The organism is Bacillus pseudomycoides DSM 12442, assembly GCF_000161455.1.
Lineage (GTDB): Bacteria > Bacillota > Bacilli > Bacillales > Bacillaceae_G > Bacillus_A > Bacillus_A pseudomycoides.
Map to the genome: position 1 here is coordinate 5401210 of NZ_CM000745.1, position 14078 is coordinate 5415287.

Annotated in this window: 11 protein-coding genes and 4 pseudogenes; 2 read left to right on the forward strand and 13 right to left on the reverse strand. The window is 33.7% G+C overall.

The genetic code is table 11. The features are described from left to right. The 10 genes and pseudogenes from mobL to BPMYX0001_RS27410 form a co-directional block, all read right to left on the reverse strand. On the reverse strand, positions 1–430 hold a 430-nt coding region (gene mobL, locus BPMYX0001_RS33450; RefSeq protein ID WP_033799479.1), incomplete at its 3' end, for a relaxase MobL. Beyond that, the gene (locus tag BPMYX0001_RS27370; protein WP_033799480.1) at positions 427–684 is read right to left on the reverse strand and encodes a hypothetical protein; all 258 of its coding nucleotides are present in this window, start codon (positions 682–684) and stop codon (positions 427–429) included. The genes mobL and BPMYX0001_RS27370, both read right to left, overlap by 4 nt. A 257-nt stretch (positions 685–941) precedes the next feature. Next, entirely contained in the window at positions 942–1814 is an 873-nt protein-coding gene (locus BPMYX0001_RS27375) for a hypothetical protein (protein WP_006097426.1), read from the reverse strand. Positions 1815–1835: 21 nt separating this feature from the next. Further along, complete coding sequence (locus BPMYX0001_RS27380) at positions 1836–2435, reverse strand: hypothetical protein (RefSeq protein ID WP_006097427.1); 600 nt, start codon at positions 2433–2435, stop codon at positions 1836–1838. Between the two features lie 49 nt (positions 2436–2484). Further along, positions 2485–2958: pseudogene (locus tag BPMYX0001_RS27385) on the reverse strand (C40 family peptidase); the annotation flags it as partial. A gap of 110 nt (positions 2959–3068) precedes the next feature. Continuing rightward, positions 3069–3935: pseudogene (locus BPMYX0001_RS27390) on the reverse strand (group II intron reverse transcriptase/maturase); the annotation flags it as partial. 18 nt (positions 3936–3953) lie between these two features. Further along, positions 3954–5711 (reverse strand): annotated as a pseudogene (locus tag BPMYX0001_RS29810) (VirB4 family type IV secretion system protein). Between the two features lie 9 nt (positions 5712–5720). Beyond that, positions 5721–6570, reverse strand: a pseudogene (locus BPMYX0001_RS29815) (hypothetical protein). Positions 6571–6583: 13 nt separating this feature from the next. Beyond that, entirely contained in the window at positions 6584–6874 is a 291-nt protein-coding gene (locus BPMYX0001_RS27405) for a DUF5592 family protein (protein WP_033798162.1), read from the reverse strand. Between the two features lie 63 nt (positions 6875–6937). Continuing rightward, positions 6938–7582 (reverse strand): hypothetical protein, encoded by a 645-nt coding sequence (locus tag BPMYX0001_RS27410; protein ID WP_139358629.1) that lies wholly within the window; start codon positions 7580–7582, stop codon positions 6938–6940. A 59-nt stretch (positions 7583–7641) separates the two neighbouring features. Between BPMYX0001_RS27410 and BPMYX0001_RS33455 the strand changes: the two genes are divergently transcribed. Together BPMYX0001_RS33455 and BPMYX0001_RS27425 are read left to right on the forward strand one after the other, a co-directional pair. Continuing rightward, positions 7642–7812, forward strand: coding sequence for a hypothetical protein (locus BPMYX0001_RS33455; RefSeq protein WP_006097436.1), 171 nt, complete (start codon positions 7642–7644; stop codon positions 7810–7812). A 2650-nt stretch (positions 7813–10462) separates the two neighbouring features. After that, positions 10463–11182, forward strand: coding sequence for a MerR family transcriptional regulator (locus BPMYX0001_RS27425; RefSeq protein WP_006097438.1), 720 nt, complete (start codon positions 10463–10465; stop codon positions 11180–11182). 32 nt (positions 11183–11214) lie between these two features. On the opposite strand, the gene BPMYX0001_RS27430 is transcribed toward BPMYX0001_RS27425, so the two are convergent. The 3 genes from BPMYX0001_RS27430 to BPMYX0001_RS27440 all read right to left on the reverse strand — a co-directional run bounded on the left by BPMYX0001_RS27430 (position 11215) and on the right by BPMYX0001_RS27440 (position 13901). Continuing rightward, complete coding sequence (locus BPMYX0001_RS27430) at positions 11215–12669, reverse strand: FtsZ/tubulin family protein (RefSeq protein ID WP_006097439.1); 1455 nt, start codon at positions 12667–12669, stop codon at positions 11215–11217. A gap of 18 nt (positions 12670–12687) precedes the next feature. Further along, complete coding sequence (locus BPMYX0001_RS27435) at positions 12688–13104, reverse strand: hypothetical protein (RefSeq protein ID WP_006097440.1); 417 nt, start codon at positions 13102–13104, stop codon at positions 12688–12690. A 530-nt stretch (positions 13105–13634) separates the two neighbouring features. Next, positions 13635–13901 (reverse strand): hypothetical protein, encoded by a 267-nt coding sequence (locus tag BPMYX0001_RS27440; RefSeq protein WP_006097441.1) that lies wholly within the window; start codon positions 13899–13901, stop codon positions 13635–13637. Positions 13902–14078: the final 177 nt, after the last annotated feature.

Consider the following 14078-nt stretch of genomic DNA (forward strand, 5'->3'; position numbering starts at 1 on the left):
GCTTCTCTCTTTTTAACATTTCTTTCATCGCTAACCGGGTGACATCCATTAATTTTGTTTCATCTACAGTACGTGTTCTAGGATCGTACACGCCATGTTCAGCGAGCCAGTCATTATCAAAAGTGATGACATCTTGCCACATAATACTTTTATTTTTTTGAGCGAGCTGAAACATCTTTTTTAGGTCTTTCTTTTCATTTTCCTTTAAACCGTTACTATGCTCTGTGAAGAGCGAAGATGTCTTCTCTGCATCTCCCATATAATCCTGATACAGAGAAAACATTTTCTCATGTGCTTCCCCTTCTCTTTTCGCATCTTCTCGGTCAACGTACTCCACATAATCCTGAAATGTCTTTCCATCTGCCGTAACAAAACGAGACACTGTCACCACACCAGGCGTCACCGTTGCTTGTGAAGGAGTTTGGCTCATACCTCATCATCCTGCGTCATCATTTGTAAAAAGGCATTCATTTCTTTTACAGCTTCGAAACAACTTTCCATCGCATAGATATTTTTTTCTAGCAACTGTTGAAGATACAATTCACGATTTTGTTGTTCACGATAGAATGCTAATGTTTCAAGTTTCCCTTGTAAGAATTTATCTCTTGAAAGTCCTTTTGCCTTTGCAATTTCATCAATTCGTTTCACCGCAATTGGATTCATATTTCGAACTCTTATCTCCATTTTCATTTCCTCCTCCAAATTTGGGATCTCCACTAAAAATAGTGAGAAGAGCATAAGGGGTTTTTGTTCCCACCTAGGGTGTGAAGCTAGGCAAAGCCTAGCAAAACCGTGGGAACAAGAAGAACTCCGAAAAGTCGAGTCGAGGTCGACTCAAATCCCCCTCTAGTTGAGTCACGGTCGAGTCACTTTTCTGCTCAGGTTGACTCGAGGTGGAGTCGTAAACATAGAAAGTTGAGTCATGGTCGACCCAACTTTTTTCACGAATGCTCTACATCTTTTGCCTTCTCATCTAATTTTTTAATCTTTTCTCTGACTTGCCCTTGCTCCCATTTATATAGTTCAACCTTCTCTTTTGACTGGCTAATATTCGTTTCTTTTGAGTTGATTTTTGCGTCGGTTTCCATTTTTTCTGTTTCAGTTTGGTACTTAGAATCGTTCTTCCATTCTGTGATTTGCTCTTGCCACTGTGTTTGTTTAGAGCTTTCTTGCTTCATGACTTCATCGTACTGTTTTACTTTATCTTTTAAGATTTTTTGTTCCATACCGATAAACACTTTCGTATACGTACCTTTACTCTTTTGTGAAATGCCCTCTTCTATTTCTGTTTTCTTTTGGTCGGAGAAGAAGGATTTTAAGAACGTTTGCTTTTCATCTTCCTTTGAAGTTTCCTTTTCTTTTTCTGTCTTTTGCTTCGTTTCTACTGTCACATCTGGATTATTTTTTTCAAATACATCAAGTGCAACTGCTTGCCATTTTGATGATAATTCTTTCACTTGTACAACCAAATTTTTATCATCCTGATACACAACTTTTACTGGTAATTGAAGATTTGGATTTGCTTTTTCCTGTGCTTGAAATTGATAGTGTTCTCCATCTCCTCCCTCTACATGAAGAAACATTTCTATTGTATGGGAAGCTGGATCATATGCTCTTTTCTCTATCGTCATTGTTCGATTTCCAAATAACGTAACCGGCTTTTTCAACTCTGTATGATAGACCGGTTCTTCATAGGGTAAATATAATTTCGAAGTAAAAAAACCGAAAAAACCAACAAACATAAATCCAACAATTAAACCGTATATCCATGATTTTTTACGTCTTAAATTCACACTATTATTTACAACTTCCATTTACTCAACACCTCACTTTTTTTAAGATGTAACGAGCTGAACCGCTAGTTCTTCTACATTGGTTACTTGCCAACTCTCTTGATTTTTTTGCACCGTTACTTTCATAACATTTTTCGTTTTATCTGTTGTCCCATTCGCTCCAATCGTCACTGTATTTTGAAATTCTGCAACGACTTCTACCTGTGAAGCACCAATCCTATAGGCTTGTAAGTATAACTTCATATCAGATGGCTTAGATATATATGTGTCTCCCATTTCAAATGTATCCGTTGGATAAAAAAGCTGAAACACTTCATCCTTCATTAATTTTTTTGCTTGTTCTCTTCGCCCTTCATATCCTTGTTTTTCTCGATGAAATGATAGTTGAATAAACTTTTCTACCGCTGAAAGATATGATAATCGCTCTTGTTCCTGTTCTGAAGGAAGTGTTTCTTTCACCTTCTTTTTCAGCTCTTCATTTTCAGTTTTTAACACCTGATTACGAATTTTTAATTGCTTTACATCACCCGTCTCATCGTTACGATAATACAAAAAGATGTTCAAAAAAGTAACGCCTGCAATGACAATCGCAAGCGTTAAAAACCAGACTTTTCTTTTATCTTTTTCATTCGTTTCACTCACTGATTCCGCCTCCTTAACTTGTAATCTCTTATCCAGTTTTGTTATCGTTTTAATAACGTCTCACATGTCCTTTAAACACTTTAGCCCAGTATGGATTCGATACAATTTCAATTGAGACACCTTTATTCGTTTGACAACCAATGAAAGTATTTTGGTCAATTACAATTCCAACATGACCGTCATGTTTATACGTATCAAAGAAAATAACATCACCAGCTTTCATTTCCATTGGTGAGATTTGTGTACCAATTTTATTTAAGGTTTCTGTACTTACAGCTCCCATTGGACTCACATTCATTCCGACCTGTTCAAATGCCCAACGTACAAAACTGCTACAATCAAAAATCCCTCTTGCAATGTCATTTGTGTTACGTCCACCACCAAATACATACGTAGAACGTCCAATCCATTGACGCCCTACATCGGCAACTTGCGAGCCAGAAGAACCGCCTCCTGCGCTCCCTCCACCGCCATTTACTGGTGCACCAGGTATATAATATTTCAACACGGCATCCACATATAAGTAGAGTAAGCACCCAACGCCTTGCTACATTACTGTAGTAGGTTTTCAAGTGCTCCTCCCCGAACCGGACTTACATCTCTCAATGTATCCGGCTCTCCATCTGTCTCCTGCTAGACTTCTCCTTTGTGCCTTTTAACGTGGCACTCTTTACATAACGCTATGGTTTTACGATTCCTTGAAACCATACGTTTCTCTAGAAAGGATTTGTTCGGCTTATTTTTAATGTCTTTCAATCTCTTTACGTGATGCATATGAATTGTGGTATTAGTTTTCCCACACAACTCACATTGTTCTGCTTTGATTCGATCAGAGAGTTTCGTTTCACTTAGCACATATTTTGTATCTGGAATTAAATCCAAGGTCGCTTCTTTTGACTGTTTCTCTCGGGGAAAACTACGTTCAATAAAATGGGTTTGCTTTTCTCCTCGAGATGTTTTATATGTGACAGTAAATCGTCTATTTTTCTCATAGCGTTTTCGATTCTCTTTTGTTTTAACTCTATACTTAGATGCAAATGTTTTTAGCATAGAGTAATACATAAAGTAAGCAAAACGATGCATATGATTGCTCACGTTTTCTGCTAGCCGATAATAGTTGTACAATCCTCTTATTTCACTGTTATATTGAGCGACAATCTCTAAATCTTCATTATGAATGAAGTACCCTCTTTCTTTTGGCATCCAAGTGCCATCGGCACTCATTTTAATAGCTTGGTATTTCTTTAACTTGTTGACCCAAGCTTCGTGAGGCATTTTCAATTGAACTTTTCCATTAAGGTATCTACATACTCTTCCAATCGCATCTTTTCGAGGTTCACTTCCTCTAAAAATACGAATGTTGTAACCGAGAAATCCTGCATGTTTTTCGGAAGCATGGGTAATAAGCGTTTTTTCTTGTGACAATTCCAATTGAAGTGTTTCCATTAGATATTCAGTCAATGTTTCCTTAATATTTCTTGCATCGTACTTCGAGCCAATATCTAGGTTGTTGCTGTCTTATTGCATAATGAATTTGTACTGTGTTAATTCAAATAGCTTCTTAATCTCTTCTACTGCTGCTAAACTAGCATCCTCTGGAACAAAGTCACGAATCGAATGACTCGCAAATACAATGCCTGCAAAATATTTTCGAGCTTCTCGGCTAAACTTGATCGTGAACTGCACCGCATGTTGACTTCGTTCACTCGTATTAATTAAATGATGAGCTTCATCCATAATGATGAGATACCGAATGACATCTTCAAATTGTATTTCTTTTCTATCAAAGGCTTTCCACTGTGGCTTTCCGTTTTCTAACATCTCATCCCACATCAAGTTCATAACGCTGAAAATCTGAGCTTGATAGATTTCCGGTTTTAAACTCATCAGGTGGCGCAATGAAAAAAAGACGATTTTCTCTTTTGAGAAATCGTCTATCGTTGAAATGCCATTAAATAAGTGTCCAAAATTATCTACTAAATTGATTAGATTTAATTCAATCAACTCTAACCGTTTCTTACGAGTATCGCTGACATTAGAACGGTGAATTCCCTTTTCTATATCTTCATATAGTTCTGTGCGAACAAGATACAAATAATTTGAGAAAATAGGATACTCGTTCGCTAACAAACCTGTAATATTATTTTCCGCACCTGGTTCATCATTCCACAGTTCCTTTTCCACATACATTTTACGAAGTAAATTCTCATATTCTTTAATTTCATCATCCTTTGCTTCTGGTGCAATAAAACGATAAAAGATACTAAGTTTAGATAGATGTTGAGTAAAGGATACTTCTTCTGTTTCAGCCGTTTTATATACTTGGAGTGGATTGATTTGTCCTTGCGATCCATCTAATGCAATTTGCTTCCCGTTATACTCTTGCACAATATCTTCAAACTCACCTGTAATATCAAAGCCTCGAATCTTATACCCCTTCATTGCATTATCACTCATGATTTTTTTCAGTAAAGTAGATTTACCCGCACCCATCTTTCCGATAACCACGCCATTTTAACTTTTACGTTGTTTATCTTTATGGAACAAATCAAAAATGACACTCCCCTTTGTCTTGGTTGTGCCATAGTAAATACCATATGGGTCATTTAGAAATGTAAAGTGAAATGGGAATCCCCCTGCTAAAGCAAGAGCTGGTATTTCTTTCCCATTTCGTTTATTAATATATTTCTTCTGCATCTTAAAACTTGATGTTATAGAAGCCCATTCATGTTCTTGTTCATTTAGGAATATGGCACCTCTAAAATTATAAGATTCTATTGTTTCCATGACTTCTTTTGCTTGTTTTTCTAGCTCTGCCATCGTTCGTGCTGAAATATAAATGCGTAAATGTACTCGCTTCAGCACCTCGCCTTTTGATACTTGCTGATATAACGTTTCTAACTCACTAAACTGTTGTTCCGCTTCAATTCGCTCAATATTATCTTTAGCGTTCGCATGGCGAACGCTTTGTTCTGCCATTGATTTATTAATCGATTCAACCACAATTTTTCGGCTATCACTGATAATATCAAGCGTTGTAATAACATTTGGCATATTCATGATTGGTTCTAACCAAAAATCATTTACCGTTGTTTGATACCCATATACATGAATGCAGGTTTGTAATCCATCTCCACCTTGAACATATACTTCTTGGAATTTAATCCCCCCTTGTGGCTGAATCTTGGCAACCAATTCCTTATTGATTTGTTTCTTTTCTTTTTTCTCTTCGTTCTTTTGTTTTCTCTTAAAAAACTGAAATACAGACACGTTCATCACCTCTTCTTATTTTTTCGTACCAATTTTTGAATTTTGATTATGCAATTTATATAAAATTTCTATCTTCTTTTCCTCTTCCATCTCTAACAATGGGATGCATCGTTGCAAGTACCGTTTTGACGATTCCACTCGTTCTTTCACAACAAATTCGTTCTCACCATACACGAATAAAAAGTACTCCCGGTTTGTGCGCCCCCATTCTAAATACTGAAGTTCTTTCAGTTTTTGTACGAGAAAGCGTTCATATAGCGGATTCTGACATGTTTCAATTTTCTTCAGTAGAAAACGTTGTTGCGGTTCCGTAGAAACTGGAAAATTCATCGATACAATCTTGATGGACTCTTGATATGATTGATAATAGTGTGCAAGATGATAAATCGCATATTCTGCCTCTTCCTCGTTCATCGAATAGATATCTATACCTTGGATCTGTAAGATATCTACAAAACCTTGTTCTTCTCGAAATTCAAAGACACCCGATTCCGTCATATCAATAATCGGAATTACCTCAGCAATACTCTTTTTGATATGAGGTGGCTTCTCTTTCTTTTTGGATTTTTTTCTTTTTTTCCGTCTTCCCTTTGCTTCCCGAATCCTCGTCAATCCTCGCTGTTTTTTTCACAACATCTTTCTTCTTTCCAAGATGTTGCATCAAGTTTTTCTTCTTTTTCTTTACCGGCATTTCTTCTTCTCTCAAAGGAGCAACCGTTGGTTGTGCTTCTTTCTTTTCCTGAAATCCTTTGATTTTTACGACTCCCCCTGGCTTTTTTTCTTGCTTTGGCAACTCCAGGGACGTCTTGGCTTTACTCTTCTTTTCTACTCCTCTATTCATTTCTTTTTCATTGAATAAGGCCATTCCATTTCCTCCTTTAGTCTTGTTCCTGGTCAATTGCACAATACGTAGAACGTTTTCTAGCTAACATAATAAACAGCACCTCAAACATCCGTTTTTGTGGGTTGGTATTGGGACGAACAATTAAAAGGACACCTACAATCAACATAAAAATATAATAGGGAATTTGAAACATCGGATGAACCAAGGGCTTGGTTGTCATGGTGAAAACCACAAGCCCTATAATGAACAAGAGATCAAAAAGATATAACACTTTGTTGATTTTCAATTCCGTTCGTATTTCTTTTGGAATACGATAGTTTGCCATTTTCATTTCCTCCTTTTCAAGCGAAAAAAATAAGCATTCCATGTATGCTTACTGTGTTGTAATCTATGCATCTTTTCTACGATTCTTGGGTGGATTTTGATTTGTATTTTGCCCTTCATTCTTATTTTTGCGTTTGTTTCGCAAGCCCTCTCCTGTATTTTGTCCAAGCTGATAAGAACGTCTTGTCTTTTGTACTGTTGGAGAATTATGAAATGCATTAGAGAGACGATCCTTTGCATATTGACCAATCGTACGGTTTTCTCTTTGCGTTGCTGGAATATCCTCTGTAGAACTTGGTGCCGTATCTACCGGACGAGATGAACCAGAGAAATTTTCATCACTTGAAGATGTTCCGCTATGACTTGGTTGAGAAGGTTCTGGTGCGCTTGATGGTGTTCCGCTTCCACCTGATTGAGATCCTCCTGTTGTACTTGATGGTACTCCACTACTACTTGGTTGAGATCCTCCTGGCGCACTTGATGGCGCTCCACTTCCACCATTCGCACGAGTTGTGTTCCCTTCTGAATTCCCCTTACTTTGAGGAGGTGTAATCCCTTGAGAATTAGAACCCTTGGCTTCACCTGCTGTATTTTTTGTTGGATTAGCTGAAGTTCCATGTTCTCCATTTTGAGCATCTTTATCAAAACCGGATGATTTAATTTCATCTTGCAAGGACGAAGCGCCACCGCCTGCCTCGCCTTGGGACACTTGACTTTTTTCTGTTCCAGAACCTGATTGACCCATTTCGAATATTAGGAGTGTTGAAAATGCCAGATATAATACGACTTATTCTTTTTACATTTGTAGCAATTAGTTCAATTTTCTCCTTAGTAAAGGAGTTTAAAAAGCCCAAGAAAAATGGATTTTTAATTTCAATTGAATTCTTACTCTTTATAGGAATGATACTATTAATAAAAGAGATTTTAATTTATGTATAATAAATTTCTCTCCATGAATAAATCCCAATATTCCGTCAATAATGTAGATATGCTGTATGCCGAAACCCATTTAAATTTCTTTCTCCGTCCCCCTTTTGGAGATGCCTTGGAGTTGAGCAGTTAGCTTTTGCTAGCTGCTCTTTTTAATTTTGGATTCCTCCTTGCACTTCTCGCAATACACCATATCTCCAATATCAATTGTATCTTCTTTGTATTGTGGGATTCCGCATCTGTATTCTCATCACCATCCGTTATCTAAGTATGCTTGTTTCGGGATTAAGTGTTCACTTTTGTATTGATCCGCCCATTTAGTTCTTCTCACTTCTACAAAGTACGCTGTTTCTACTGGCACTATAAAGTCTTGCGCAATGCGTGTTCCTCTCTCAATTACATCCACCTTAAGTATGTAAATTATAAGTTTAAATACTAAGTTTATTTATTGAAAATAAACCATAATAATTTTTATGTAAACAAGTTACATTTTTCTTTCAATCTCTAATACACAAAATTCTTCAACTAATCGATTATATTTACACATACGATTGGAGAAAATAAGTATTAATAGTTTACAAATATCTGTTTTCCAAGAAACCTTCACTTCAAAAAAACACAAAGGTGTTAAGTGAGAAATAATTCACAAAATATCAATGTCTTGTAAACAAATTCACTGATTACAGCACGATAATTAGCATTAACATATCAACAGACATTAACATATTAACGGAAACAAAGATAAAAATGTTAATTTCATATCAACAGTAACTTAATTATTAAACTAATATTGATTTAAAGTTAATGAGTATATTAATAGAAGGATATTTTTTCTAAACTCTTAATAAATCATAGGCCATTAGCACTGATCGAAAAAAACTATAAAACGAATAGCCCCTTGTAAAGTATATATAGTTGTAAAAAAGAAAACACCTTCACAGATCCTCTATAAATAATTCACTAAATAAAAAAGTGTTAACCATTCCCTACAAATAACCTCTGGTAGATTACTGCTATTCGTTTAAATAAACTATAAAACGTACAAATCATTATCAAATACTGTTTTGAATCACTTTAAATTTTAATGAAGACTCAAGAATCAACTATATATAATTTCCACAGAACGAAAAACATCGATATTTATACACTTATAATCGATATAACATTAACAACTAAAGAGGCTTTCATTACTACAGTTAATGTCTTGTTAATATCAGTTCTATTACATATCAATTTCATATTTCATGTTAATGTCATTCTCTCTAATGAACCTAAATTATATATACAAAAATAAAATTCAATCCACCGGCTGAATAATATTTAGTACTCAAGTGCGTAAAAATGCTTACCATACACAAATATACTATTTATGAAATTTCACATCTAACTTGATTCTAGAAGCACTGGATCGATTCTTTTTACTGTGATAAGACATAATTAAAGATTAATATCACCAAGGAAGAAGACTATATTATCAGCGTAGCAATTCGTATCCAGCTTAATGTTATTACAAAGTTTTAATATCATCCATATTTTATGTATAAATCTCTATTTTTCTTTTTATAAATACTGTACAGATTGTTTTGTTAATCTCATAGTAATCTTAAGTCGTTTTACTAATACATAATTAACTCACTATCATCAATGTTATATCGATGTGCATGTAGTTTTAGTTGATACAACATTAACAATTATAATATATTTTGTTTTTATAGTAATGTCTTGTTGATATACTCTTCATTACATGTTAATTTCATATTTCATGTTAATGTCTGTTTTCAAGGTGTTTGAGATAATAGAGTGCCCCAGCATCTAACATATCAATCTCAATCTCTCTAATTTGCTTAAATCATCCTATAAACAACAGTTAAGTTCGCGCTATAAGCTAAACATTATCCATATTCAATTACATATAAACACTTATCTGTGCATGAGCATAATATTTTGTGCGCTTCATATAAGCTTACTAGTGGTAAATTAGATATATTGAACCAACTAAATTCTATATCATAACAAAATACTCTTGCAGTTTTATATAAAATAAACAATGAAATCAATACTAATCATAACAGGAAACATACTATTCATATCACTTCTATAAGAATAACAGGGCTAGAGAAACATTAACTCTATTTAAAAGATTAAAGGATCAATAACTTACTAGTATTATTTAGCTACTAGCATCATCACATTAGTAGTATTGCCTTTTTGTATCTTTTTATACATTTAAATTGAAATTGGAATTTAATAACCTACTTTTCTCATTTTCCACAGAACGCAGTCAATATATCCTCATAATATGTTTACAAAACACTTATATTTCCTTATCATTAATAATAAGCAATTTAATATGTTAATCTCATGGCAACTATAAGCCGCATTTCTAGTGCAAAATATACTTATTATCATTAATATAACATTGATATTTATATGTTTTTAGTTAACAAAACATTGACGTTCTAAACAAATTGTAGATTTATAGTCAATGTTTTGTTAATACACTCTTGGTTATATGTTAATCTCACATTTCATGTAAATACCTACTAACTTAGGTATTTACATTGATATCATCGAGATAACTATTAACATGTTGATTTCAGTCCACATGTTAATGTTAATTCAAGTGTGTATTTGATGATTTTTTCAAGGAGGTAGGACAATGATTGATCAAAAAAGCGATGATGATATATTAAACGATAATGTTTTTGAAAAGGCATGGAGGATAACAGAATTCTCTAAATTAGTCGGACGTCACCATAACACAGTGTATAATTGGTTCAATATTTTAGAAGAAAAAGGGCTACATGAAACTTTAAGAACCCATAACACAAACGAAAAGCTCTATAACACTTTAGATCTTGAAATCGCTCTTTTTATAAAACAAAAAAGAGATGAGAAGTGGTCTTTAGATGCTATTATTGAACTTTTACCACATCAATATGATTTAAGACCAGTACCATTAGAGAATCAAGCAAATGAAGTATCTACCCAATTAAACCTTCAAGCAACTGCAGAAATCATTGAAAAAATGGTAAATACGCAAATAGAAGAAAAAATAAAAAATATTGAATCTCAGTATGAAAAGAAGATAGAAAATATATTAAAACAGCTACCACAACCTGAAGATGCAGAAGCTTTAAAGATACGTCAACGTCAAGAAAGACTAGATAATTTCATTATTGAACATAGAGCACGCCAGGAATTAAGAAAGCAAGCAGAAGGCCTCTGGAATAGCAAACCTGATGAGGAACGTATTAAAAAGGTAGGATGGTTTAAAAAAGAAGAAGATTTAGCTAAAAAGCAACTCTTCATTGAGCAGTACATACATGATAATATCATTGATTATATGAAATCTCTCATGAATACGACGGTGGAATAAGAAAAAGTCTGGAGCGAGCTCCAGACTTTTTCTTATTTTGTAGTACCAAACATCTTATCTGGATCTAAAAAGTCCGCTAATTCAGCATCTTCATTGGCTCCAGCTTCTGTATTTTCTTCGTCACTACCCATATCGATAAAATCACCAAAGGCAAAACCTAAGTCCTCATCCTCATCTATACTTTCTATCGTACTAATTTGAGACTTTTTGTACTGAATTTGACTTTGCTTCTCTTTAAATTCATTAAACTCTTCAACTAATCCCTTAGATAATCTTGATGGTAATGCATCAGTTTTATAAAACGTATATACACTTCCCAAGAAATCATTCTTACTTACTAAATATCCATTAAAAACAGTACCGTTTATAGGTAAATTATTTGAGACTTCTACTTTAGCATCATCCATGAAGGAATCATCAATGTTTTTTTGTTCATCTAGGATAGCAAGCATACCAAAATGATGCACTTTTGATGCTTCAACAGAACCATCGTTATTCTTTTTCATTAAATCAATTGGATGATGGAAAGAGCTTCCTCTTAATGATTCTTTAAACATTTCTACAATTGCATGGCTATTTTCAATCTGGTTCATATTACGTGAAACCTTATTAATTACTAAACAACCTGTTTTCTCAAGTAAAATACGTTTAAAGTCTTGAGAATCAAGTATTACAGATGTTCCAGATCCATTTGCAGCTGTATTTAATTCATGAATAATTTCACTAATACGTTGATTTGCATAATCACGTGCATTGGCAATACCTTTTTTCTCATTTTCATTTAGCTCTTTAAATTCATCATAAAAGTGCTGATTATCAGCAAATACTACAAACGCTACACCTTTTGATTTATCATTAGCTAATTTCCAAATCTCCTGAGAAAATTTATTAACTTGTCTTAGTACATCAGGTCCATCTGCTCTTACTGGAAGTGTTACAACAATCCCCATTTTAATAAAATCTTTACGCTCAATAGCGTTTTCAAAAGCGATTCTCGCAAATTTTGCTTGATCTGCTTTTATCTCTGCCATAGGGTATTGTTGTGCAACTTTTTGTAATTCTTGTCTAATTACAGGCTTGTTATGAAAAGCGGAAAACTCTTCAATCGCCTTAATAATTGTAGAAGTTCCTGTTCCTCCACCTAAGCCTGCAAAGAATAACACAAGTTCATCAGATGGTCTTACACGTTCCGTGATAAAATCTTTTAATTTTTCTTTTGCCTCATCATTTGATTCAAGTACCTTTACTGCACGCTCAGGATTTTTACCTAAACCACCTAATTTAAGTGAAACTTGGTTGCTTTTTGGTACATTTTTTAGTTCTGCTAGATCTCCATCATTACTGTTTAATGCTAAGCAGTTATATACTGATGTTCCATCTGTATGTTTATATTCAGCAAATTTATCTACCATTCTAGTACCAGCCTGACCAAAACCAACCATCGTCATCTTAACTGCTACTTCATTCTTCAAGAAATTTTTCGCCATTATTTTATCTCTCCTTATTTACTTATTTACTTTTTTTCTTTTCCCTAACTCAATAAGTACTTGTTGTCCTCTATAAGTTGAGATTAAAAATTTATACGGGTGCATAGACTTTTCATAGATTAAAGACATTGATGATAGTGTACTAACACTTATTTCAGCTGAACGTCTTGATATATTTGTGCGTTCAACCTCTAATGAATAAGATTTGCCTTTTGTTTTCTTTACTCTCCTATCTATGACTACATTTTCTACTATTTCATTAATTGATATGCCCCTCATGTATTTGGTTTCTTGAAATTGTTTATTAACGATGTTTCCTATGTATAGAAATACACTATATAGTATCTCATCTTGTTCAAGAATATCTGCGAACATGTTCACTACTTCATCTGTAAATTTTATCGTTTGATACTTCTCGCTTAAAACCTCGTTCAAGTTGTCCCCCCCTTAAACCATTGGTTAATTATTCCTAGAAACATAGTACATCATTATAAGGCGTATATCAAGTCATTATATATAAAACTTATATATAGAACCTATAAATTCCATTATTAGAAAACCCTTTATTTCACAAGCTTTCATTTATACAACGTATATATACAGTGTATATATAATATATTAATCTTATATTTCATGTGATTCACATTCTAAGCTCTTAATAGAATAGATTTCACTATCATTACTATATTAAGCCCCAAAAACAGCACAATACGTTAACATGAAACTCACATATTAAATAACACATTTTATTATACGCTGTATATATACATTTTATTTATACAACGTATAATAAAACCTTAATATAAAAGGAGTTTAACCTTTAACATATCAATTTTATATCAATATTAATATAATAAGGAGTTTATATAGGACTTACATATAAAGCTTATATATAAAACTTATATAAACTCCTTATTATTGATAACAAAAAATGCAATGCTGTAATAGCATTACATTAATAATACTTATACTGCTAAATTACTTTCATTTAATACCTGAAACAGCTTATCCTGAGTATCTTTTTTGTTCATTTGTTTGGTTCTATATGATTCATTTCTTGTTAGGGGAGAAGTTGTCAATGTCATGTTATATTGATGCATCTCTTCATTTAACTCTGTTGTTGGTTCCCAAAGTTGCACATACAGCAAGAAAAAATGTGTTTCTTTTGAATCTAATTCATTATCTATTTCAGTCATTTCTAGAAATTTAGTTGTGAATGTTGTTAATTTCATATCTACAAAATCATTCTTGCTTACCAATAACTTACTCAATAACTTCTGTGAACTACCCGCTACTTAACGTCCTTACGGACTGTTTGAAGTGGGGGCTTCTTGAGAACTAGATACTCTTATTAGCTATCTATCTTTACCAAGCTAGGTCTTTTTTATTTATCTTTTTCCGACAGAAGG